Source organism: Yersinia sp. 2553 StPb PI, from assembly GCF_052217105.1.
GTDB lineage: Bacteria > Pseudomonadota > Gammaproteobacteria > Enterobacterales > Enterobacteriaceae > Yersinia > Yersinia enterocolitica_E.
Genome location: NZ_JAZGPX010000002.1, coordinates 3910776 through 3935816 on the forward strand (window position 1 = coordinate 3910776; position 25041 = coordinate 3935816).

Below are 25041 nucleotides of genomic sequence, written 5' to 3' on the forward strand. Positions count from 1 at the left end.
GGCTGGCTGGCTGTGTGGAGACATATAGCGGGTTAGTTTAGACAGAATTTGCCTGGCGGCCATAGCGCGGTGGTCCCACCTGATCCCATGCCGAACTCAGAAGTGAAACGCCGTAGCGCCGATGGTAGTGTGGGGTCTCCCCATGCGAGAGTAGGACACTGCCAGGCATCAAATAAAGCCGAGACCCCATGCCAAAAGCGTGGGGTTTTTGCTATGGGCAGAATAGTGAAATAGGTATAAATAGTGACCTTAGAGTGGTTGCGTCGCAGGGCTCATAGTCAGACGAGTCAAATATTGCAGGGGCAGATGAGTCAAATCCGGCCGTCACAGCGATGAATAAAATAAAAGGCTACCTTGATAGGTGGCTTTTTTTGTTTTTATAGCTCTGACTGATCCATCTTGAGCCAGCTATAAATAAACTCTGCGATCTGATCTGGTTGATTAATATCTAATTGCTTTACTACAGTATCTATCGGCTCGTCACTTGCCAAAGCGATAACGTATTCATCAATCAAACCAGCGAAAGGCTTACCTACAGCTGCTCTATAAAGAGCAATTTTGCTGATCGGCTCGTGCTTAAAGCCCTCAACCAAAATCAAATCGATAGTTGATGTATCTAATCGACTAGCCAGATAGTGAAGATCCATCGGAGGCTGTTCTGGTGTTTCTGTCATTAATGCCCAGCGGCAATCACTGGCAACTAACGTTTGATGGGCTCCAGCTTTACGCAATTCATAACTGTCTTTGCCCGGCGTATCAATTTCCATATTGTGATGAGTATGTTTGATTAAGCCAACGCGGATTTGGCGCTGTTGAAGTAAGGGGATCAGATGTTTTAGTAAGGTTGTTTTTCCTGTACCACTGTACGCGGCTATACCGAGTAACGGGGGCGTCTTGCTGCTCATAATGGCTCTCTTTTAGCTTGTTCCCATAACTCGCAATCTGCGGGAGTATTTAGGTTACTGAATTGATTGGGTTGTCCATCGAATACCACTCTTTGCGCGTTGATACTCGTCATAAATATCATTAACTTACGCTCCCCTTTTGCCAGATACGTTGCTAGCGTTGGTTTAAGACTAACATGCATTAAAGCTAATGTTGGATGCTCACGCTCGTTATCACTAACATAAGCAGCAAGAGCCTGCCCTTTTGACTGCCAGAGTTGAGAAACCAGATTAAGTGGAAGCATAGGAACGTCACAGGGAGCAAAGACAACCCATTCGGTAGTTGAATGGCTTAATCCAGCATGCATGCCAGCCAATGGGCCTACAAAGCCAGTAATGATATCGTTAATGACGTGAACGCCACTTTGTTGATAGAGGGCTTGGTTACGATTAGCATTAATCAGTAAATTCTCAACCTGAGGTCTTAACCTATCAATCACATGTCGATACAGTGGCTTTCCATTTAGGGAGATTAATCCTTTATCATTTCCGCCCATTCTGGACGAAAGGCCTCCAGCAAGAATAACGCCTGTAATATTAGGTCGCATTTCTATCACTCCACGGTATTAAACTGACTATGGGATTGTATCTTCAAATAGGTGAACAGGTCAGGATTTACTTTTATTGACAATAGGCTCTCTTTCCCTGTGTGAATATCCCTGCTACTTTGTCAGCATATTTTTGAATAGGATAACTTCGCTATGAAATGTCATCGTGTTAATGAACTGATTGAGCTTTTACATCCGGCCTGGCAGCAAGAACCTGATTTAAATCTGGTGCAGTTTTTACAAAAATTGTCAGAGGAAGCTGGTTTTGAAGGTAATTTCGCAGATTTGACAGACGATATTCTTATTTATCATCTGAAAATGCGTGGCTCGGCATCAACGGAAGTGATTCCAGGACTGAAAAAGGATTATGAAGAGGATTTTAAAACAGCATTATTGAGAGCTCGTGGCATCATTAAAGATTAGTCACACTCCTGTCTGCGTAGGGAGGGGGCTTTAATGATACTATTTCTTATTCTCAGCGCGCCGCTGTTACTTATACAGACTGAATGTTGTTATGAACAATTCTGCTTTTAATTTTCAGACTTTGTCTCCAGACCTGATTATGGACGCCCTTGAGGCTGTAGGATTACGGGTGGATTCAGGGTTAACCGCGCTTAATAGTTATGAGAACCGCGTCTATCAGTTTATGGATGAAGATCGTAAACGGTATGTGGTGAAGTTTTATCGTCCCGAGCGTTGGAGCAGTGAACAAATTATCGAGGAACATCGGTTCTCGCTTGATTTGGCAGAATCTGAGATTCCGGTTATCGCCCCATTAGCGCTAAACGGCGAAACTTTGCATACTCATGGCGGCTTTTTCTTTGCTGTGTTCCCAAGTGTCGGTGGGCGGCAATATGAAATAGACAATCTTGATCAACTGGAGTGGGTGGGCCGTTTTCTCGGCAGAATTCATCAGGTGGGTAGCGATGGACTTTTTGTTGCCCGGCCAACGATGGGTATTGAGGAATATCTGACCGAGCCACGTCAGTTACTGGCCAGCAGTGTGTTAGTGCCGGCAAAACAGAAAGACAAGTTTCTGGCGGCAACCGATCTGTTGATCGCCACCATTAAGCAGTATTGGCACACCGATTGGCAGCCGTTGCGGCTACATGGTGATTGCCATCCTGGTAATATTTTGTGGCGTGATGGGCCAATGTTCGTCGATTTGGATGATGCCAGAAATGGTCCGGCGGTTCAGGATTTGTGGATGTTATTACACGGCGAGCGCAGAGAGCAATTGATCCAGTTGGATATCTTGCTGGAAGCTTATGGTGAATTTGCTGATTTTGATCAGCGTGAACTTGCATTGATTGAACCTTTACGCGCAATGCGCATGGTTTATTACCTTGCATGGGTCGCCAGACGTTGGCAGGACCCTGCATTTCCGAAAAGTTTTCCGTGGATGGCGGAGTCTGATTTTTGGTTACAGCAGACTGCATCATTTACAGAACAGGTTAAGCTGTTGCAGGTACCCCCTTTGCAGCTGATGCCAATGTACTAAAGCTAAGATAATGGAGATTGTTATAGTATGAAAAATGTATGGTTAGCTCTCGTTGGCATGGTGTTGGCATTCAGTGCATCTGCCGCACAGTTTACAGATGGAACCCAGTACCAGACGTTAAATAAACCAGTAACGGGTGAGCCTCAGGTTTTAGAGTTTTTCTCTTTCTATTGCCCGCACTGCTTTCAGTTTGAAGAAGTTTATCATATCCCTCAGGCAGTAAAAAAAGCACTGCCAGAAGGGACAAAAATGACTCGATACCATGTTGAGTTCCTTGGGCCATTAGGTAAGCAATTGACTCAGGCATGGGCTGTTGCCATGGCATTGGGTGTTGAGGAAAAAATCACCCCACTGATGTTTGAAGGTGTACAGAAAACACAAACTGTTCAAACCCCTGATGATATTCGTAATGTCTTTATTAAAGCGGGTGTGAGTGGCGAAGATTATGATGCAGCATTAAATAGTTTTGTCGTTAAATCACTGGTTGCTCAACAACAAAAAGCGGCTGAAGATTTACAATTACGTGGTGTGCCAGCCATGTTTGTTAATGGCAAATATATGATTAAGAATGATGGCATGGATACCAGCTCAATGGATACCTATGTTAAACAGTATGCGGATGTCGTTAAGTTCCTACTGACCCAAAAGTAATTGTACAAAAGGAGGAGCTGGCTTTTGTTAGCTCCTCTTTCACTTATCCAATACCTACATTGTCATCAGCACTTCAATTCTGTATCTATCTCTGCCACGGAATCATCATATTTACTAATGTGACAGTAATACGACTAAATACTGATTTTATATTTTTTTCCATGTTGTTTTCGATAGATTTATTTATTTCAGTGATGGATAAATACGGATATTAGCGATGCTAAAAAGAGAAAACGACTTGATGGTGGGTAATAAAAAAGAGAGAACACTAAATTATCCACCCGTGGAATTTATTTACCTTAAGACTGTAACTGAATAAGTAATATCCACAATTTAGATAAAGAAAAAATGACAGTAAAATAAAAAAACAATGAATGTAACTATATGATTATTATAATTTTAAATATTACCTCTAAAAAATAAGTAGAGCAGATATAATCTGCACATGCTTTTACTCACAAAGTTATCCACAGATTGGATCTTCAGGATCACTACGTAAAAATGCTCTCTTTCGCACAACAATGGACGCTAAAATTCGTCTCTTGTCGCCAGCTATGGCATTCTTAGCGTTAGACCTTGCTGAATAAAGATGAAGAAACCCTATGGCCCAGATTGCAGAAAACCCATTGATCCTCGTTGACGGTTCCTCTTACCTCTATCGTGCTTACCATGCGTTCCCACCACTGACCAACGGCAGCGGTGAACCAACGGGTGCGATGTACGGCGTGTTGAACATGTTGCGCAGTCTATTGCTGCAATATCGTCCTAGCCATGTAGCGGTAGTATTCGATGCTAAAGGTAAAACATTCCGTGATGAGCTTTTCGCTGACTATAAATCCCACCGGCCACCGATGCCAGATGATTTGCGAGCTCAAATTGAGCCGTTGCACCAAATGGTTAAGGCAATGGGGCTACCTTTATTGGTTGTCTCCGGTGTTGAGGCCGACGATGTTATTGGTACTTTAGCGCAGGAAGCTGAAAAAGCAGGTCATGCTGTATTAATCAGTACCGGTGATAAGGATATGGCGCAATTAGTTACGCCAAATATCACTTTAATCAATACAATGAATAACGCTATTTTGGGGCCACAGGAAGTCTGTGAAAAATATGGTGTACCTCCTGAATTGATTATTGATTTTCTAGCACTAATGGGGGACTCCTCAGACAATATTCCAGGGGTTCCAGGTGTTGGCGAAAAGACCGCACAAGCTTTATTGCAAGGTTTGGGTGGGCTGGATGCGCTGTTCAGTAATTTGGATAAAATATCCACACTGACATTCCGTGGTGCCAAAACCATGTCAGCCAAGTTAGAGCAGAATAAAGATGTTGCTTATCTCTCCTATAAATTAGCCACCATTAAAACAGATGTTGAATTGGATGTGACTTGTGATGAGCTAAAAGTTTCCCCCCCAGATGATGATCAATTACATCAGTTATTCAGCCGTTATGAATTTAAGCGCTGGTTAGTGGATGTAGAAGCGGGCAAATGGCTGGACGGTAAAAAAGATCGGCCAACGGCACAAACAAGTAATAAAGCTTTTGTGGCAGTAGAGCCAGCTGATGCGGTTGAGGTCACCGCAGTACTATCACAAGAAAATTATCAGACCATTTTGGATGAGAAATCCTTAGTAGAGTGGATTGAGCGCCTCAAAAAAGCAGAGGTTTTCGCGTTTGATACTGAGACTGACGGCCTGGATACGCTTAGCAGCAATTTAATTGGTATCTCTTTTGCCGTTGCACCAGGCGAAGCCGCTTATTTACCCTTGGCGCATGATTATTTGGACTCTCCTGTACAGCTCGACCGGGATTGGGTTTTGGCCACGCTAAAACCACTACTGGAAGACGATAAAGCCCTTAAAGTTGGCCAGAATCTCAAGTTTGACCAAAGCATGCTGGCACGTTATGGCATTGAGCTGCGCGGTATCGCTTTCGATACTATGCTGGAATCTTACGTTTTAGACAGTGTTGCTGGTCGCCATGATATGGATAGTCTGGCAGAACGTTATCTCAACCACAAAACTATTACCTTTGAAGAGATCGCCGGTAAGGGTAAAAACCAACTGACCTTTAATCAAATTGCGTTGGAACAAGCAGGCCCTTATGCCGCAGAAGATGCCGACGTTACGCTACAGTTGCATTTGGTGCTGTGGCCAAAACTGCAACAAAGTGAAGGGTTAAAGCGGGTATTCCAGGAAATTGAGATGCCGCTATTGCCAATTCTGTCTCGCATCGAGCGTACTGGTGTCTTGATTGACCAGAATATCTTGGCCGCACATTCAAAAGAGCTGACTATCCGCCTTGATGAGTTAGAAAAACAGGCTCATGAATTGGCTGAAGAGCCGTTCAACCTGGCATCACCTAAGCAGCTTCAGACCATCTTGTACGAAAAACAAAAACTGCCCATCTTGAAGAAAACCCCTGGCGGGGCCGCGTCAACTAATGAAGAAGTGTTGGCTGAGCTGGCATTAGATTACCCGTTGCCGAAGGTGATCCTTGAATATCGTGGTCTGGCTAAGCTGAAAAGTACCTATACCGACAAGCTGCCGTTGATGATTAACCCAATTTCGGGCCGGGTCCATACCTCTTATCACCAGGCGGTGACCGCGACAGGGCGTTTGTCCTCACGTGATCCTAACCTGCAAAACATTCCAGTGCGGAATGAAGAAGGGCGTCGTATACGGCAGGCTTTTATTGCGCCTAAAGGCTATCGCATTATGGCGGCTGACTACTCACAGATTGAGCTGCGTATTATGGCGCACTTGTCGCAGGATAAAGGGCTATTAGCTGCATTTGCTGCGGGAAAAGATATCCACCGTGCGACAGCTGCGGAAGTCTTTGGTATGCCACTAGAAAAGGTCACAACTGAACAACGCCGCAGTGCCAAGGCGATTAACTTTGGTCTTATTTATGGTATGAGCGCTTTTGGTCTGGCGCGGCAGCTAAGCATTCCCCGTGGAGAGGCGCAGCGCTACATGGATCTCTATTTTGAGCGCTATCCCGGTGTGTTGGAATACATGGAGCGCACACGTAAGCAAGCCGCCGATCAAGGTTATGTCACCACGCTGGATGGCCGTCGCCTCTATTTGCCAGACATTCATTCTCGTAATGCAACTCGCCGTAAAGCTGCTGAACGTGAAGCTATCAATGCGCCAATGCAAGGTACCGCCGCTGATATTATCAAACGGGCAATGATTGCAGTGGATGCCTGGTTACAACAGGAACCAGAACCATTGGTGCGGGTAATCATGCAGGTACACGATGAATTGGTGTTTGAAGTGCATGAAAGTGTATTGGAAAGCGCGGAACAAAAGATTCGTGAACTGATGGAGCAGAGTATGCAACTGGCGGTACCACTGAAGGTGGATGTCGGTGTTGGTGATAACTGGGACCAGGCTCACTAGCTTTGTGGGTAAGTGGCGATAAATAAAGCATTTTATGTAATTAAGCTACATTTATCCGCCATTATGCGGGGAAGATGTGCGCTGAATCGTGCCAATTTGTGTAACTATACAACAAAAAATTCTTTTGCCCCGCGAAAAAATGATGTAGAGTTACAGACGTAGGGTACAGAGGTAAGATGTTCTATCTTTCAGACCTTTTACTTCACGTAATCGGATTTGGCTATATATTAGCCGCCCCAGTCATTTATTGACTGGGGCGTTTTTTATTGGGATTTGTGAGCACTTTTCGCGAACCGATAGGAAAACAGCCCGGCATTACCCGTGAAAATACGGGTTGATGATTTTTTTACTCTAGGGGGAAGTGGTATTGGCAGGTATTAACTCAGGGCGATATAAAACATCACCCTTGGGGATAACAGCCCTTGCGGGCTGCTGTTAGCGCTTACTCACTCACCTTCATCGTCATAATCATCAATCATAACTTCTGGTGGTATCTCGCTAAACCAGGTATCCAGTTTTTCCCGTAGTTTTTCGACGCCAATCTTCTTCAAAGAAGAGAAAGCTTCAACCTGAATATCACCCATAAATGGAATAATCGCTTCTCGCACCATGTTCAATTGAGTCTTACGGGCGCCCGAAGCCAGCTTATCCGCTTTGGTCAGCAATAATAGAACCGGGGTGCCAACCGCAACCGCCCAGGTAATCATCTGCTGATCTAAATCTTTCAGTGGATGGCGAATATCCATCAACACAACTAATCCTTTCAGACAGTTACGCTTTTGCAAATACTCACCCAGCGCGCGTTGCCATTTGAGTTTCATCTCTTCCGGGACTTCAGCATAGCCATAGCCCGGTAAGTCAACCAGACGAATACCGTCAACGACTTCAAATAGGTTAATTAGCTGAGTACGGCCGGGTGTTTTACTGGTTCTGGCCAGACTTTTCTGGTTAGTTAACGTATTAAGTGCACTCGATTTACCGGCATTTGAACGGCCAGCAAATGCCACCTCAATACCTTCATCACGTGGCAGATGGCGGATATCCGGAGCACTGATGACGAAGTGGGTCATGTGATAGTTATAGTTTCTAATAGTCAAAATTTGTCGTCTCCGTGAGAGATAGCTTACATGCAGCGATTATAACTGCATCAGGCAAAAAAAAGGGGGTTTATCTTTTATACCCTTCAAGTAACAGGGTTCAGGTATACTGGCAGGCGCGCTGGTTGAGTTGCCTTGAGGGCCGCAGATATGGCAAGGATGGCGCATTGCAGGAGGGAGATATCCGGTTGTTATGTCAGTGCAGGGAGTGTGCTGTAAGGATATCCTTCCGCAGAAGATGCGAAAAAGGGCGACAGGTTAATCTGCCGCCTTTTTTCTTTCTCTTCTTTCTGCTAGATTCCGGCCCAATCCTATACTAAATCCGATCCCATACTTATTTACCCATTTAAGAGCACAGGTTATGAAGCAGCCAAATAAAGCACCACGCGCGAATATTGCGGCCCCGAAAGGTACCGCGACGCCTAAGCGTATTAGAAAGACCCGTGTAGAGCTTGATATTGAAGCTCGCGAGCGTAAACGTCAGAAGAAACATAGTGGCAATCGCTCAGGGGCGAGAACCAATGTAGAAGGCAGCAATAAGAAGGGCCAGTCCGAGACTCAAGAGAAAGATCCACGTATCGGCAGTAAAGTACCCGTGCCGCTGGTGGTTGAGAGTAAGGTTAAAGCTAAGCCAACCACTAAGCCGGTGGCTAAAGTTGAAGCTAAGCCACGTCTGACGCCGGAAGAAGAGCTGTCTAAGCTGGAAAACGATGAGCGTCTGGATGCATTGCTGGATCGTCTGGATAATGATGAAGTATTGAGCAAAGAAGATCAGGCTTATGTTGATCTGACGTTGGATCGTATTGATGCCCTAATGGAACAATTGGGTATTGAATTGGGCGACGATGAAGATGACGAAGCGCCAGAAGAAAAGCAGGAAGACATTTTGCAATTGCTGAAACGCGGTAACCCAAAAGATACATTTTAAACCATGAATTGGGTGATCCTGATAATAGCCCTACTGCTTACATGTTATCTAGTGTGGTTATTGGGTAAACTATGGCTACTGTCGCAACGAAGAAAGCGGTTGCGCAGTGCTACTGCGGCCAGACAACGAAAACATCTGCCCTCTAACCGGCCCGGTAGGCGCAAATATCGGAAGGAATGAACATGTCTGAGCAGGCTATAGTTTGGGATTTATCCCTGATTCAAAAATATAATTATTCAGGGCCGCGCTATACGTCGTACCCCACTGCGCTTGAATTCAGTGAAGATTATAATGAATCTGCTTTTCAACAGGCAGTGAAGCGTTACCCACAACGGCCTTTGTCGCTGTACGTGCATATCCCGTTTTGCCATAAGCTGTGTTATTTCTGCGGCTGCAATAAGCTGGTGACGCGGCAACAGCATAAAGCTGATGAGTATCTGGCGGTCTTGGAAAAAGAGATCCGCCAGCGTGCGGCGTTATTTGTTGGGCGTCAGGTTAGCCAGATGCACTGGGGCGGTGGTACGCCCACTTACCTGAATAAAATACAAATTACCCACCTGATGAATCTGCTACGTGAAAACTTTGATTTCCTGCCCGGTGCTGAGCAATCAATAGAAGTAGACCCACGTGAAATTGAACTGGATGTCCTTGATCACCTGCGTGCTGAGGGGTTTAACCGCCTAAGCATGGGGGTGCAAGATTTTAATAAAGAGGTTCAACGGCTGGTTAATCGTGAGCAGGATGAGGATTTTATCTTTGCCCTGATTGCCCGCGCTAAAGCCCTTGGTTTTAACTCAACCAATATCGATTTGATTTATGGTTTGCCAAAACAGACACCAGAGAGTTTTGCTTTTACCCTCAAACGGGTGGCAGAGCTGAATCCTGATCGCCTGAGTGTGTTCAATTACGCACATTTACCGAGTCTGTTCGCCGCTCAACGTAAAATTAAAGATGCCGATCTGCCGAGCGCCGAACAGCGGCTAGATATTTTGCAGCACACCATCAGTTTCTTAACTGAGTCTGGCTATCAATTTATTGGTATGGATCATTTTGCCCGGCCAGATGATGAATTAGCCATTGCGCAGCGTGAAGGTGAATTACACCGTAATTTCCAAGGTTATACCACCCAAGGCGACAGTGATTTACTCGGTTTGGGGGTTTCTGCTATCAGCATGTTGGGTGACAGCTATGCGCAGAATGAAAAAGATTTAAAGACTTACTATTCCTGCGTGGAGCAGCGTGGCAATGCGCTGTGGCGTGGTTTGGCGATGACTGAAGATGATTGCTTGCGCCGTGATGTGATTAAAACGCTGATTTGTAATTTCCAAATCAGTTATCAGCCGATTGAGCAGCAGTATGGTATTCGTTTTGCAGATTATTTTGCTGAAGATTTTGAGCTACTAGCGCCTTTCGAACACGATGGGCTGGTGGAGCGGGATGATAAAGGCATTCGGGTAACACCGCGCGGGCGCTTACTGATTCGTAATATTTGTATGTGTTTCGATATCTATTTACGGAAACAGGCGCGCAAGCAGCAGTTTTCACGCGTGATCTGATGATGTCCCCCTCAATGGTCAACATTACCTTGAGGGGGAATTTAGGCAGGAATTACTCTCTTTCTCCCAACTACTCCATTCCCAGCTCTTTTAACTTCCGCGTTAAGGTGTTGCGGCCCCAACCCAGCAGACGTGCCGCTTCTTGCTTATGACCTTGAGTATGGCGTAATGCCGTGGTTAACAGCGTGCGCTCCATTTCCGGCTGTGCCTCAGATAACAGATCCTGATGACCGGAACGTAGGGCGCGTTCAGCCCATTGTGCCAATAGGGTTGCCCAGTTGTCCGGCGTCCGCTGACCTGAAGCATCTGGCGTGCTGGTTTCAAACAATTCAGAAGGTAAATCTTGAGTCAGTACTTCCTGCCCGGCAGCCATCACCGTCAGCCAGCGACAGGTGTTTTCCAGTTGGCGCACGTTACCCTGCCAAGGCAGACGGGTTAGCGCCACTTCGGTCTCAGGGTGCAGATTTTTGGCTTCCACACCTAACTCTTTAGCCGCCACTTGCAAGAAGTAACGAGCCAAACGCGGAATGTCTTCACGACGTTCACGCAGCGGTGGCAGATGTACCCGAATCACATTCAGACGATGGAATAAATCCTCACGGAATTTACCTTCCTGAACACGCAGCTCCAGATTTTGGTGGGTAGCGGCAATAATACGAACATCTACTTTGACCGGTGCGTAACCCCCGACGCGATAAAACTGACCATCAGCCAGCACGCGTAGCAGGCGGGTCTGTACATCCAATGGCATATCACCGATTTCATCTAAAAACAGTGTGCCGCCATCGGCTTGTTCAAAACGACCTTGGCGCACTTGATTCGCGCCGGTAAAGGCACCTTTCTCGTGGCCGAATAATTCAGATTCAATTAAATCTTTCGGGATCGCCGCCATATTCAGCGCGATAAACGGCGCTTTAGCCCGTGGGCTGTGGCGATGTAACGCATGGGCCACTAACTCTTTACCGGTACCCGACTCACCGTTAATCAGCACACTAATAGAAGAACGAGATAAGCGGCCGATGATACGGAAAACGTCTTGCATCGCCGGTGCTTCGCCAATGATATCAGCGGTTGGGCCGCTGGCTGGTTGGCTGCGTGCCGGTTGCTGCTGCTCCTGATAATGGCTGATAGCCCGCTCAACCAGAGCTACGGCTTCATCAATATCAAAAGGTTTAGGCAGGTAATCAAAAGCCCCTTGCTGATAGGCACTGACCGCAGCATCTAAATCAGAATGTGCCGTCATTATGATGACCGGGAGCATCGGGTGGCGCTGCTTAATCTGTTTCAGCAGGGCTAACCCGTCCATGCCAGGCATGCGAATATCCGATAACAACACATCCGGGGTTTGTGTCGCGAGTGCATCCAACACCTGGTTACCGGTATCGAAGGTTGCACAGTTCAGACCTGCTCCAGTCAGTGCACGTTCAAGCACCCAGCGGATGGAGCTATCGTCATCGACGATCCAGACTATCCCTCGTTGCATAGAAACCTCACTGGCGAATAGGCAGGTAAACCGAGAATTCGGTATGTCCCGGCCAACTGTTGAATTCAATTTTACCCGAATGTTGATCGATAAGATTACGGGCGATAGACAAGCCAAGGCCAGTTCCCCCCTCGCGACCACTTACCATCGGATAGAACACGGTATCTTGTAATTGCGTTGGAACGCCCGGACCGTCATCTTCAATATCAATGCGAGCGCTCAAACGATAGCGCATACCATGCAGTGTTATCTGAAACGCAGTACGGGTGCGCAGCGTAATAGTGCCGCCAGCTCCCCCCAAAGCCTGTAATGCATTGCGAGTGATATTCAGCAACACTTGTTCAATTTGGTCTGGATCATGGGCCAGTTCAGGCAAGCTTGGGTCATAGTCACGGATTAACGTCACATTATCTGGTTTTTCCAGCGAGACTAACTGACAAACCCGTTCAGCAACCTGATGGATACTTTGTGTGATGTGTTGACCGGGCCGTTGTGGGCCTAATAAGCGATCAACTAAGTTACGCAAGCGGTCTGCCTGCTCAATGATCACTTTGGTATATTCCAACAATGCCGGATCAGGCAATGCTTTAGACAATAATTGTGCTGCCCCCCGTAAGCCACCTAACGGGTTCTTAATCTCATGAGCCAGCCCACGAACCAGATCACGGGCTGCGACTTGCTGTGCATGTTGTAATTGTTCTTGGCTTAACCGACGCTGATTATCCATCGGCGCCATTTCCAGCAATATAAAACCTTCTGGCAGTGATTGTGCTGTCAGCGACAAAATATGCGCGCGGCCATCAACAACTACGGTCACCTCGTTATCGGTAAAACCTTGACCGGCGATCAGACTTTCCCGCATCAGGTCGATATTAAGAGAAAAATAGCCTAATAAATCGGGCAGGGGTGTACCAAAAAGTTTACGAGAGCTTTGCGCCAGAAGTTGCTGCGCAGCGGGATTGGCATAATGGATAGCCAAATCATCATCTAATAGCAGAATACTATTAATGAGAGAATTAAGGATCTGCCCAGCATCGGGCAGCGTGCCTGTTGCCATTACGCAGACTCCTGCACTCTTTTGGTGAATACATCCTAATCGGTTCAGTCGTGACTGAGCCAGAGGAAATATGACGAAAACGAAAAGTGGAGAAAAAAGCCCATCCGAAGATGGGCCAAAAGTTTCCACGGCAACAACCCTTCATCTTTCAAGTTGTAGGTGTGTTGGCTGCTCTCACTCACCCGAATCACTTACTGGTGTAAGCTCATCGGGATTCTCTCGCTTGCCGCCTTCCTACACCTTGAAATCTATTGGGTAAACTAAAATTAAACGCTGTAATACAGTTCGAACTCAACTGGGTGCGGAGTCATACGAACGCGGTCCATTTCTTCTTTACGCAGTTCGATATAAGCATCGATAGCGTCGTCAGTGAACACGCCACCACGGGTCAGGAACTCGCGGTCTTCGTTCAGTGCAGCCATAGCTTCGTCCAGTGAACCTGCAACTTTTGGAATTTCTGCTTCTTCTTCCGGTGGCAAGTCATACAGGTTTTTGTCCATCGCATCACCTGGGTGAATTTTGTTGATGATGCCATCAAGGCCAGCCATCAGCAGTGCTGCGAAGCACAAGTATGGGTTAGCGGCTGGATCCGGGAAGCGTGCTTCAATACGACGCGCTTTCGGGCTGGCAACCACTGGAATACGGATAGAAGCTGAACGGTTACGGGCAGAGTATGCCAACATGACCGGAGCTTCGTAGCCTGGGACCAAACGCTTGTAGGAGTTAGTCGTTGGGTTAGCCAAGGCGTTAATTGCTTTTGCGTGCTTGATGATACCGCCGATGTAGAACAGCGCCATTTCAGACAGGCCAGCATATTTGTCACCGGCGAACAGGTTAGTACCGTTCTTGGACAACGACATATGGCAGTGCATGCCTGAACCATTATCACCAAACATTGGTTTTGGCATAAAGGTCGCAGTTTTGCCGAATGCGTGTGCCACGTTGTGCACCACATATTTGTAGATCTGAATTTCATCGGCTTTCTTGGTCATGGTATTGAAGCGAGTAGCCACTTCGTTCTGACCTGCGGTAGCCACTTCATGGTGATGCGCTTCTACTACCAGGCCCATTTCTTCCATGGTCAGACACATGGTAGAACGCAGGTCCTGTGAAGAATCAACCGGAGGAACTGGGAAGTAACCGCCTTTCACTGCCGGACGGTGGCCTTTGTTGCCGCCTTCGTATTTGGTGCTGGAGTTCCATGCGCCTTCGATGTCATCGATAGCGACATGAGAGCCACGGATGCTGCTACCAAAACGAACATCGTCAAACAGGAAGAATTCTGGTTCTGGCCCAAACAGCACGGTATCTGCAATACCTGAAGATTTCAGGAATTCTTCTGCGCGTTTTGAGATTGAACGTGGGTCGCGATCATAGCCTTGCAGGGTACCTGGCTCAAGAATGTCACAACGGATAATCAGTGTGGAATCTTCGAAGAACGGATCCATAACAGCGGTGCTGGCGTCTGGCATCAGTACCATGTCGGATTCGTTAATGCCTTTCCAGCCACCAATCGAGGAGCCATCAAACATTTTGCCTTCTTCGAAGAAGTCAGCGTTGACCTGATGAGCCGGAATAGTGATGTGCTGCTCTTTCCCTTTGGTATCGGTGAAGCGCAAATCAACAAATTTCACTTCGTGCTCATTCAGCATCGTCAAAACATGTTCAGCGGACATACTTATATCTCCTGGATTTGTCATAGTCGTCGTGGAACGATTATCGTTTGGGTGTTCAGTTATCTTTTTATTCAGGCTAACGCTCATGCTGATTTTTCATGACCGTTATTCATGCTAAACTGCGTCATAAAGTCTGTTGCGAAATCTATGCCAACTTTCCAAACGCCCCGTTTATGCCATATCATAGGGGTCTGCTGATATTCAGTATGCACCAGGATAGTTATATTGCACTATTTTGGTGCTTCATTTGCGTCGTTGGGCACTGTATTGGTGCAAAGGTGGGCCGAGAGGCTATTTTTGCACCGTGAAAGGGATCACAAACTAACCGCCGTCAGGTTGTTTATAAGAGAAGTTTGTGATCTTGTTTAGTCCCTCGCTTAATACGTGTACAATAGCGCGCTATTTCTAAATGCCTGAGGCAAAAAAGCTGTGATCGAGAATCTGCGTAACATCGCCATTATTGCGCACGTTGACCATGGGAAAACTACCCTGGTTGATAAGTTGCTACAACAATCTGGTACGTTCGGTGAACGTGCTGAAGCAACTGAACGTGTAATGGACTCCAACGATTTGGAGAAAGAGCGTGGGATAACCATCCTCGCGAAAAATACCGCCATTAACTGGAAAGACTACCGCATCAACATCGTGGATACCCCAGGACACGCCGATTTCGGTGGTGAGGTTGAGCGTGTAATGTCTATGGTTGACTCTGTGCTGCTGGTCGTCGATGCAATGGATGGCCCGATGCCGCAGACCCGTTTCGTGACCAAGAAAGCCTTTGCTCATGGTCTGAAACCAATCGTGGTTATCAACAAAGTTGACCGTCCTGGCGCGCGTCCAGATTGGGTTGTCGATCAGGTGTTCGACCTGTTCGTAAACCTGGATGCCACTGACGAACAACTGGACTTCCCTATCATTTACGCATCAGCATTGATGGGTATTGCGGGCGAAGACCACAATGATATGTCGGCAGACATGACTCCGCTGTATCAGGCAATCATCGACCATGTGCCTGCACCAGACGTAGACAGCACTGGTCCATTGCAGATGCAAATCTCCCAGTTGGACTACAACAACTACGTAGGTGTTATCGGCATCGGCCGTATCAAACGTGGTGTTGTTAAGCCTAACCAGCAAGTTACTGTTATCGATAGCGAAGGTAAGACCCGCAACGGTAAAATCGCTAAAGTACTGGGCCATATGGGTCTGGAACGTATCGAAGCAACTATGGCTGAAGCTGGTGATATCGTTGCTATCACCGGTTTGGGCGAGTTGAACATCTCTGACACTATCTGTGATGTGAATGCTGTTGAAGCATTGCCAGCACTGTCTGTTGATGAACCAACTGTTACTATGTATTTCTGCGTTAACACCTCTCCGTTCTGTGGTAAAGAAGGCAAGTACGTGACTTCACGTCAGATCCTTGACCGTTTGAACAAAGAGCTGATTCATAACGTAGCACTGCGTGTTGAAGAAACTGAAGATGCTGACGCATTCCGCGTATCAGGCCGTGGTGAACTTCACCTGTCGGTTCTGATCGAAAACATGCGCCGCGAAGGTTTCGAGCTGGCTGTTTCCCGTCCTAAAGTTATCAACCGTGTTATCGACGGCCGTAATCAAGAACCATTTGAAAGCGTAACTCTGGATATCGAAGAACAGCACCAGGGCGCAGTAATGCAAGCCATGGGTGAGCGTAAGGGTGACGTGAAGGACATGGTTCCAGACGGCAAAGGTCGTATTCGTCTGGATTATATGATCCCAAGCCGTGGCCTGATTGGCTTCCGTACTGAATTCATGACTATGACTTCTGGTACTGGTCTGCTGTACTCCACATTCAGTCACTACGATGATGTGCGTCCAGGCGAGATCGGCCAACGTCAAAACGGCGTACTGATCTCTAACGGTCAGGGTAAAGCTGTGGCATTCGCACTGTACAAACTGCAAGACCGCGGCAAGCTGTTTATTGGTCACGCGACTGAAGTGTATGAAGGCCAGATCATCGGTATTCACTCACGTTCTAACGACCTGACTGTAAACTGCCTGACCGGTAAGCAACTGACCAACATGCGTGCATCCGGTACTGACGAAGCAACCACTCTGGTTCCTTTCTTGAAGAAAACTCTTGAACAGGCACTGGAATTCATCGATGACGATGAATTGGTAGAAGTTACCCCGCAATCAATTCGTATCCGTAAGCGTCACTTGACGGAAAACGATCGTAAGCGTGCAGGTCGTGGTCCTAAAGAAGGTTAATTCTTCTTGGTACTGCTGATACTTAGGGCGCTAGCTGCGCCCTGAGTTCTATTCGCCGCACCCTTGAAGCTGCAACTGTGTTAGCTTCGCTTACTAACCCGAATCACTTACCTGAGTAAGCTCATCGGGATAAGTTCACTTGCTGCCTTGTTGCAACTCCAAGGTTTTTGAGGATACATCCTATTTTTTTGCCATTGTTATAAAAATATTATTTTTCCTGACTGACCCCTCCTTTTTCTTCCTCTCTCTGTTCAGTTTTCCCTTTTCCCGTTACAGTGAAACTCACCATCTAATTGGGAGAGCGCCATGCTGTATATCTTTGATCTAGGTAATGTGATTGTCGATATCGACTTCAAACGCGTATTGGGCGTTTGGAGCAAATTAAGCAGTGTCCCGCTGGCGACGTTGAGTGAGCGGTTTACCATGGGCGAGGTCTTCCAGCAGCATGAGCGCGGTGAAATTAGCGATGAAGAGTTTGCTCACCAGCTCAGTGATGAGATGGGGCTATCTCTAAGTTTTGAACAGTTTGCCGAAGGCTGGCAGGCGGTATTTGTCGCTTTGCGCCCGGAAGTGATCGCCATTATGCAAAAGTTGCGTCAGGAAGGGCATCGGGTGGTGGTGTTATCCAATACTAACCGGCTGCATTGTAATCACTGGCCCCAACATTACCCTGAAGTGGTGGCTGCCGCTGACCATATGTATCTGTCCCAGGATTTGGGCATGCGCAAGCCGGAAGCGAGAATTTATCAGCATGTGCTGAGTGCGGAAAACATCCCGGCGGAGCAGGCGGTATTCTTTGATGATGTTGAAGCAAATGTTGTTGCAGCCAGAATTGTAGGTATCACCGCAATTCATGTCATAGACCGAAAGGTTATTCCTGCTTATTTTCCCTGATAAGTTCTTACTCCAGACGTTAATGGGTTAGCCTTAAATATCACGCTAACCCATAACCGAGCCTAAACACCGGTATTGACTGAGAGATAAACATGGCGAGTTTTCTGCGTTTTCGCTTATCTGCATCTTTAAAACCCTACATTACGTTCGGGCGAATGCTTTACACCCGAATAGATAAAGATGGGTTAACCATGCTGGCTGGGCATCTGGCGTATGTGTCATTACTTTCTCTAGTGCCATTGGTCACTGTGATTTTTGCTCTGTTCGCGGCTTTTCCCATGTTTGCTGATATCAGCATAAAATTGAAAGCCTTCATATTTGCCAATTTTATGCCTGCCACTGGCGATATTATCCAAAACTACCTTGAGCAGTTTGTTGCCAACTCAAATCGTATGACGGTGGTGGGCACCTGCGGCTTGATTGTGACAGCACTGCTGCTGATTTACTCCGTCGACAGTGTGCTTAACATTATCTGGCGCAGTAAGGTTCACCGGTCACTGGTGTTTTCATTTGCCGTTTATTGGATGGTACTGACATTAGGGCCAATTCTCGTCGGGGCCAGTATGGTGATCAGCTCATACCTGCTTTCATTGCAATGGCTGGCAAATGCCCAGGTAGACAGCATGATTGATGAGACATTACGGCTATTTCCTCTCTTGATTTCCTGGGTTTCTTTTTGGTTATTGTACAGTGTGGTTCCGACAGTACGGGTGCCTGCCCGGGATGCACTTATTGGTGCGCTGGTGGCTGCATTGCTCTTCGAATTGGGTAAGAAAGGATTCACGATGTATATCACGCTGTTTCCGTCTTATCAGTTGATTTACGGGGTGCTGGCGGTTATCCCCATCTTATTCCTTTGGGTTTACTGGAGTTGGTGCATCGTGTTACTGGGGGCAGAAATCACCGTGACCTTGGGTGAGTATCGAGCACAGCGGTCTAAAGTGGTCATTGAGGAAAACCAGAGTCAGGAGATGTAAGGCATTATGATTGCGTTGATTCAACGGGCGCTTAGCGCCAGTGTTGTCGTAGATGGGAATATTGTCGGTGAGATTGGGCCTGGATTATTGATATTGCTGGGGGTCGAACAAGAGGACACCGAGCAAAAAGCACAGCGTCTATGTGAAAAGGTTTTGGGGTACCGGATTTTTGGCGATGAGAACGATAAAATGAATCTCAACGTCCTGCAAGCTGGTGGCAGTGTGCTAGTCGTCTCGCAATTTACACTAGTGGCAGATACGCAAAAAGGCATGAGACCAAGCTTTTCCCGTGGTGCAGTTCCGGCAGAAGCTGATCGGCTTTATCAGTATTTTGTTGCCCAGTGTCGTGAGCGTGGTGTAAAAACGGAAACGGGATTATTTGCCGCAGATATGAAAGTCAGTTTGGTAAACGATGGCCCAGTGACTTTCTGGTTACAGGTCTAGAGGCAGAATAGTGCCCAAAACTGAGGGTTATTTTATTGATAATTTTAAAGAGAGAATGCTTCTATGTATCACTTGCGTGTGCCCATAACAGAACAAGAACTCAAAGATTATTATCAATTCCGCTGGGAAATGTTACGCAAGCCGTTGCACCAACCGGTTGGCTCAGAGAAAGATGCTTATGATGCGATGGCCCATCATCAAATGGTGGTGGATGAGCAGGGTAAACCTGTCGCTATTGGGCGGTTATATATCAATGCAGATAATGAGGCTGCGATTCGTTTTTTGGCCGTTGACCCATCAGTGCGCGCCAAAGGTTTGGGAACGCTGGTGGCAATGACCTTAGAGTCAGTTGCGCGGCAGGAGGGGGTGAAGCGAGTTGTGTGTAGCGCGCGTGAAGATGCGGTAGATTTCTTCGCCAAGCTGGGCTTTGTCAGCCAGGGGGAAATAACCGCCCCGCAAACCACACCTGTGCGCCACTTTTTAATGATAAAACCGGTTGTGACCATGGACGATATTCTGCATCGCCCTGATTGGTGCGGTCAGTTGCAGCAAGCCTGGTACGACCATATTCCGCTTAGTGAAAAAATGGGGGTGCGCATCAGCCAATATACCGGCCAGCGTTTTGTCACTACCATGCCAGAGGCGGGTAATCAAAATCCTCACCATACCTTATTTGCTGGTAGCCTTTTTTCGTTGGCGACCCTGACGGGCTGGGGCTTGATTTGGCTATTATTGCGTGAGCGCCATTTGGGCGGCACGATTATTCTCGCTGATGCCCACATTCGTTACAGTGCGCCGGTTACTGGTCGGCCCCGGGCAGTGGCTGAGCTAAGCTCCCTGAGTGGTGATCTGGATAGATTGGCCCGTGGCCGTCGTGCCAGAGTGCAGTTAGACGTGAATCTATTCGGTGATGAAGATGCTGGTGCTGTTTTTTCAGGAACTTACATGGTGTTGCCAGTTGCTGCTGGAGAGGATGCCGTGAGTTAATTCACGCCCTCCGCTATGCCCGCTTTACTGATAACAGATGAGCGGGTGTACATTTATAACTTTCTTTTATCCTCCCGCTTTCTATCTATACATTCTTTTCCTGTGACCCCTCGCACTAATTTATCGAATTCTTTGCTGTGGTATGTGCAATATTCAATAGATAACTTACAGTTATATATTCATGTTTCTGATTGATCATTTTTTGGAGGCGAATCAAAAAGTAATTTTCTCAGTGTTACCCACTGACCAATATACTAAATATGATTGATATAATTAAATAAAATCATGCGTAGATACTTGTCTTATTTCTTTTTGAATCACAGCAATCACCTCCAGATGGTTCGATTTTGATTCCCCATCCTTGGTGTCAAGGAGGGAGTTATGATGGTATGTAATGAGAAAACATCAATTAATGTTATTGGTTCATCCGCAGCATTTAAGCAACTTTTACGTTTAGTTGACCGGGTTGCGCCATCACAACAAACTTTACTGATTTGTGGCCCTACTGGGTGTGGAAAAGAAGTTATTGCCCAACTGATACACCAACGTAGCAAAAATCCTTCAGCTCCATTTATTGATCTCAACTGTGGCGCAATCCCTGAGCATTTGGTTGAAGCTGAGCTATTTGGTCATGTCAAAGGTGCGTTTACTGGTGCCTCTGGCGATCGGCGTGGTCATCTGGAAATGGTCGGTAATGGCACGCTGTTTTTAGATGAAATAGGTGAAATGCCTTTGTCAGTACAGCCTAAGTTATTGCGTGCATTGGAAACTCGTACTTTCCGGCCTATCGGCAGCAGCGACATTCGCCACTTTAATGGGCGAGTGGTCGCTGCCACTCACCGAAATTTACTTGCTCAGGTAAAAAGTGGTGTTTTTAGGGAAGACCTTTATTACCGCTTAGGTGTCATTACTCTGGATATTCCTGCTCTCAGCCAGCGAAGGGAGGATATCCCCGCATTAATTGACTATTTCTCAGGGTTACAAACTCACCCGTTAGTTTTCAATTCCCAGGCTATGTCTTACTTACAGCAGTATCCTTGGCCGGGTAATGTGCGGGAGTTGCGCAATCTGGTCGACAGGCTTGCGGCATTATCTGATAGCCATTTAATTACGCGTGAGGTGTTGGATACCTTTATGCCAACCTCACAACTCGAAGTGAAAGTGTCATCTGACCTGCTTGCTGATGCCATGCTGGCATTGCCGGGGGCTGATAAGCTCGTTGCGGTGGAGCAGTTATTGATAGACCGAGCGTTGCAGCGTACTACCGGTAATAAAACAGCAGCGGCACAACTATTAGGGATTAGTCGTAAGTCAGTGGAACGGCGAATTCATGGCCGGATGGATAAACGGCCAATAGCATTACAACACTTGCAGGAAGGTATGCGGTTAATGAATTGCTCCGCCTACCATGAAGCCATCGTTGATTTACAGAAAGGGTTACAACTACTGCTGGGAATCACCTTGGATGAAGAGGTTCGACAGCTTCATTACAAGCTCTATCGCCAACTCAGTATCAGCTATCAAATACTTTATGGTTGGTTAAGCCATGATGCGCTTAAATATCATAATGATGCCATCGCGCTAGGTAAAAAAGCAGGTGATGAGTCTGAGCTGGCAGGATTACTCTTTTGGCGTTGGTCGGCCCAGTTGGTGACCCTTGATTTACCGCATGTCCGCACTCTGGCTCAGGAGTTACTGCAATGGGGCCTGACTGAAAAAACCGCGTCAATATGGAGTGAAGCACATATCGCTCTTGCCAGTACCCTATTTTGGTTGGGGGATAATCAAGAAGTCTTAACATGTTTAGCTCGCAGTAAGTTACTGACTACCCCTTGCGAGTATGCTGATCAACAAGGATTGGATTTGGTTGGCATGGCACTGACCCTGAAAGGGCTGGCTTTATTTCAACTAGGTGAATTTAAAAAATCCAGAGAGGTAGCCCAAAAACTGGCCTCACGTGCTATGGGGGAAGACATTATTGCTTTTCATCGGGTTATCTCCTTACGGGGCGCGGCGTGGCTTGCTTGCTTGTTCGAAGACCGTGACAGTTTAGGTCGCTTGACCCACGAATTAGCAGTGCAGGCGCAGCAATATGGATTTACTTTTTATCAGGGGTTAGGGAAGGTACTGAAGGGGTGTTATTTGCTCATGCAGCATGACTATGTTCAGGCTGAACAGCATATGATTGAGGGTTATGATAGCCATCTGTTGTGCCAAGGAGGAAAGCTTTTTCACTCCTTCCAGGCATGGAAACGTGGCGAGTTATTGCTGCAATCAGGTGAGCCGCAACAATGTGATGTACTGATGTCACAGGCATTGGACTTGGCATTTAAGTATCAAGAACGCGCCTATCTTAGTGAGTTGATGGTCGTCAAAGCCCGTGCCAGACTGGCATTGAATGACATTGTTGGCGCTGAACAAGGCTTTCGCTGCGCCATCGCGAGTGCGCAAACGTTGGGTATTATTCCCGCACAAATTATTGCTACCAGTGAACTGGCTCGTTTGTTAGGGCAATCGCGACGAAAAGCTGAAGCGGTTGCCTTGCTGTCTTCCATTCTGAAAAGCATCGACTCTCACCATGTTCCACCTTTTGTCAGCCGGGCAATTCAGTTGCTGGCTGAACTGGATAAGCCGGAGTGAAGCGGCATTCTGGGGCATGGACGTTTTCGACCAATCACCGTCTCTCACTTGGACAGTATCGTCCATCCTAGGTGTTTTTAAACCCCTTAGATTTTAATTAATTATTAAAAATCAATTGATTATCTAGTTGGCACACAGGTTGCAATTTGTACTGTGGGTAGAGCGAATATCGGATGTACTACCTAATGATGTCTCCCTCTTATTTATAAGGAACACACTATGAGTACTCTATATACAATTAACGTAATCAATAACAGCCCGACAGCGCAGGATTTCTTTTTCTTCCAAAAACCGGCGATTTATACCGGTGGCGCTAAAGTTTACTCCAACAGTATTTATCAGGAAGTGTTATCACCTTTTGCCAGCTCGGGTTCTGTACTGACCTTTGAATGTTTAATGCAATTTTATGCTGGAGCGCAATCTCAACTACCAAGCTTGTTGGTTGGGCAAGATTCAGGATATATCACCTCAAGCCAGCCTGTCGATTTGACCTCTATTACCGCTGGAGTACAAACAGCAAACACCACGGTAATGTCGGTTGATCCTTCTCTTGGTCTGTCTCCTGCGACTTATACCGAGGGGGTGCAACCTGGTGCTTATCGTATTGTCACTCCTGCATTTAACCCCGTCACAGATGTATTTAACGCGGGGTTGGCGGTGCAAAGTGCCAGTGGCAGTAGCGTACTGTCGAGTTTCATCAATGCAGAACCAAGCAAAAATATCGATTGTCAGCCAGTGCTGAGTTTTTATGTCCAAACGGGTACCTATCAGGCGGGGACGGTTATTAACTTCTCTACGTCTTCAGTTGGGTCCGCGATATGTGATACCACCCAAGGTGTGACCGCATTCAATGTTACTTATAACCCTCAGGGCACCTGGACGGTTAGCGCTGCTTGATAAAAACACGCGTGTACGGCCTGCCTGATCAACAGTGCCGTACCTGTACTCCCCTATTTATTATTTCTATGAGGAGGCTATATGCCTAATCTAACAACCAGTATTTCGCTAAATCTATTATTGGGCCAATTTCCGAATCCTGTTAGTCAACTGACTCAGCCACCGCTCAGTAATGAGTGTGGTGCTTATGCATTAACTGCCACATTGGCTGCATTTGCACTGTGGCCGGAAAGTACCATTATCACTTATGGAGAAAATAATAATGTCATTCAACAAGACGATGATTTTATTAACGCTAAGGATAAGATCTATGGTCTGACTGGGATACTTAACCCCGATGGTGGGGCAAACGTTTCGGGTGGCGGATATAACTCACCTGCGGCAATGGCTGCTGTGGCGATAGATTTCGCACGGGTGGTATCGGTGAATATCACCGCTGCTGGCTTATATGCCTTGGGGGCGTTGTATCCAGCTGAGCAAGCTGCCTGTGTGGCGGTGGTAGGGGAGCCAAATGTACATACGGATGCTGTTTATGTAGAGCCGGTTCATGGGCAAGTACAATTGATTTGTGTGGCTTCCGGCCCGCAAGCTCTTCACATGTTAGCTCGTGGTTCCGACGGACTTTATTACGATCCCGCCACCGGAGTTCGTGATAATGATTGGGGTAATCCAACAGCTGAACTCTTTGAACAACTCAGTGGCTATGAATTTGTTGGTTTATGGCTAGTTATTAGTTAATTAATGAGTAATTTGAAATAGTAAACCGATAAACGGTGCTATCGAGTTGTTTATCGGTTTACTTCAATATTTTTTAGTGTGATTTTATAAACCTCCTTTCTTAACCTTTTCTTTAATTTATCATCGTTAAATTATCTATAATCTATGTTTAGCTAAATAATGCAGGGTTGTTTTATTTGGTTTTTTTAAAAAAGAGTAACTAATGCACTGGATCATACAGCGTAATCGTTATTTAATAAATTAACATCTGCTGTTTGCTATTTATAAATATAAATCAACCCTTAATATTATTTATTAAATAGCTAACTATAGATAAATCTAAACTAGTCTGAGTCATTTAATTAAGGAATTTATAATAAATTTTTTAAT

20 protein-coding genes and 1 rRNA gene are annotated in these 25041 nt (G+C 46.5%); 15 read left to right on the forward strand and 6 right to left on the reverse strand.

The window, feature by feature from the left end:
* Positions 1-51 precede the first annotated feature (51 nt).
* A 5S ribosomal RNA gene (gene rrf / locus V2A84_RS19325) occupies positions 52-167 on the forward strand.
* Between the two features lie 210 nt (positions 168-377).
* Here rrf and mobB read toward each other — a convergent pair.
* Positions 378-905 carry a molybdopterin-guanine dinucleotide biosynthesis protein MobB gene (mobB, locus tag V2A84_RS19330; RefSeq protein ID WP_372569814.1) on the reverse strand — a complete coding sequence of 176 codons (528 nt, stop codon included), beginning with the start codon at positions 903-905 and terminating at the stop codon, positions 378-380.
* Entirely contained in the window at positions 902-1492 is a 591-nt protein-coding gene (gene mobA, locus V2A84_RS19335) for a molybdenum cofactor guanylyltransferase MobA (RefSeq protein ID WP_372569813.1), read from the reverse strand. Before mobA ends, mobB begins: the two co-directional genes overlap by 4 nt.
* A gap of 153 nt (positions 1493-1645) precedes the next feature.
* On the opposite strand from mobA, the gene V2A84_RS19340 reads away from it, so the two are divergent.
* The 4 genes from V2A84_RS19340 (at position 1646) to polA (ending at position 7045) form a co-directional block, all read left to right on the forward strand.
* Entirely contained in the window at positions 1646-1915 is a 270-nt protein-coding gene (locus V2A84_RS19340; RefSeq protein ID WP_083161617.1) for a YihD family protein, read from the forward strand.
* Between the two features lie 91 nt (positions 1916-2006).
* The gene (locus V2A84_RS19345) at positions 2007-2993 is read left to right on the forward strand and encodes a serine/threonine protein kinase (protein ID WP_083161619.1); all 987 of its coding nucleotides are present in this window, start codon (positions 2007-2009) and stop codon (positions 2991-2993) included.
* A 27-nt stretch (positions 2994-3020) separates the two neighbouring features.
* Positions 3021-3644: a thiol:disulfide interchange protein DsbA gene (gene dsbA, locus V2A84_RS19350; RefSeq protein WP_442849021.1), complete on the forward strand. Its 624-nt coding sequence runs from the start codon at positions 3021-3023 to the stop codon at positions 3642-3644.
* A gap of 602 nt (positions 3645-4246) precedes the next feature.
* Complete coding sequence (gene polA, locus V2A84_RS19355; protein WP_420073476.1) at positions 4247-7045, forward strand: DNA polymerase I; 2799 nt, start codon at positions 4247-4249, stop codon at positions 7043-7045.
* Positions 7046-7491: 446 nt separating this feature from the next.
* Here polA and yihA read toward each other — a convergent pair whose 3' ends face one another.
* Complete coding sequence (gene yihA, locus V2A84_RS19360) at positions 7492-8142, reverse strand: ribosome biogenesis GTP-binding protein YihA/YsxC (protein ID WP_442849022.1); 651 nt, start codon at positions 8140-8142, stop codon at positions 7492-7494.
* 361 nt (positions 8143-8503) lie between these two features.
* Between yihA and yihI the strand changes: the two genes are divergently transcribed.
* Together yihI and hemN are read left to right on the forward strand one after the other, a co-directional pair.
* The gene (gene yihI / locus V2A84_RS19365) at positions 8504-9070 is read left to right on the forward strand and encodes a Der GTPase-activating protein YihI (RefSeq protein WP_083161625.1); all 567 of its coding nucleotides are present in this window, start codon (positions 8504-8506) and stop codon (positions 9068-9070) included.
* A gap of 182 nt (positions 9071-9252) precedes the next feature.
* A complete protein-coding gene (gene hemN, locus V2A84_RS19370; protein ID WP_083161627.1) occupies positions 9253-10626 on the forward strand; it encodes an oxygen-independent coproporphyrinogen III oxidase in 1374 nt (457 codons plus the stop codon).
* Positions 10627-10696: 70 nt separating this feature from the next.
* Here hemN and glnG read toward each other — a convergent pair whose 3' ends face one another.
* The 3 genes from glnG to glnA all read right to left on the reverse strand — a co-directional run bounded on the left by glnG (position 10697) and on the right by glnA (position 14842).
* Positions 10697-12109, reverse strand: coding sequence for a nitrogen regulation protein NR(I) (gene glnG / locus V2A84_RS19375; protein ID WP_042568869.1), 1413 nt, complete (start codon positions 12107-12109; stop codon positions 10697-10699).
* A 7-nt stretch (positions 12110-12116) separates the two neighbouring features.
* A complete protein-coding gene (gene glnL, locus V2A84_RS19380; protein WP_083161629.1) occupies positions 12117-13166 on the reverse strand; it encodes a nitrogen regulation protein NR(II) in 1050 nt (349 codons plus the stop codon).
* Between the two features lie 266 nt (positions 13167-13432).
* Positions 13433-14842, reverse strand: a complete 1410-nt coding sequence (gene glnA / locus V2A84_RS19385) for a glutamate--ammonia ligase (RefSeq protein WP_004392048.1) — start codon at positions 14840-14842, stop codon at positions 13433-13435.
* Positions 14843-15271: 429 nt separating this feature from the next.
* Here glnA and typA point away from each other — a divergent pair, with 429 nt between their 5' ends.
* The 8 genes from typA to V2A84_RS19425 all read left to right on the forward strand — a co-directional run bounded on the left by typA (position 15272) and on the right by V2A84_RS19425 (position 24672).
* Complete coding sequence (gene typA / locus V2A84_RS19390; protein WP_042568870.1) at positions 15272-17095, forward strand: ribosome-dependent GTPase TypA; 1824 nt, start codon at positions 15272-15274, stop codon at positions 17093-17095.
* A 306-nt stretch (positions 17096-17401) separates the two neighbouring features.
* Positions 17402-17989: a glucose-1-phosphatase gene (yihX, locus tag V2A84_RS19395; RefSeq protein ID WP_083161633.1), complete on the forward strand. Its 588-nt coding sequence runs from the start codon at positions 17402-17404 to the stop codon at positions 17987-17989.
* A 92-nt stretch (positions 17990-18081) separates the two neighbouring features.
* Complete coding sequence (locus tag V2A84_RS19400; RefSeq protein WP_083161635.1) at positions 18082-18966, forward strand: virulence factor BrkB family protein; 885 nt, start codon at positions 18082-18084, stop codon at positions 18964-18966.
* Positions 18967-18972: 6 nt separating this feature from the next.
* Positions 18973-19410: a D-aminoacyl-tRNA deacylase gene (gene dtd / locus V2A84_RS19405; RefSeq protein ID WP_083161637.1), complete on the forward strand. Its 438-nt coding sequence runs from the start codon at positions 18973-18975 to the stop codon at positions 19408-19410.
* A 63-nt stretch (positions 19411-19473) separates the two neighbouring features.
* On the forward strand, positions 19474-20397 hold the full coding sequence (gene fabY / locus V2A84_RS19410; protein ID WP_083161639.1) for a fatty acid biosynthesis protein FabY: 924 nt from the start codon (positions 19474-19476) through the stop codon (positions 20395-20397).
* A 381-nt stretch (positions 20398-20778) separates the two neighbouring features.
* Positions 20779-23037 carry a sigma-54 interaction domain-containing protein gene (locus tag V2A84_RS19415; protein ID WP_083161641.1) on the forward strand — a complete coding sequence of 753 codons (2259 nt, stop codon included), beginning with the start codon at positions 20779-20781 and terminating at the stop codon, positions 23035-23037.
* Between the two features lie 219 nt (positions 23038-23256).
* The gene (locus tag V2A84_RS19420; RefSeq protein WP_083161643.1) at positions 23257-23934 is read left to right on the forward strand and encodes a hypothetical protein; all 678 of its coding nucleotides are present in this window, start codon (positions 23257-23259) and stop codon (positions 23932-23934) included.
* Between the two features lie 81 nt (positions 23935-24015).
* Entirely contained in the window at positions 24016-24672 is a 657-nt protein-coding gene (locus V2A84_RS19425) for a hypothetical protein (protein WP_442849023.1), read from the forward strand.
* Positions 24673-25041: the final 369 nt, after the last annotated feature.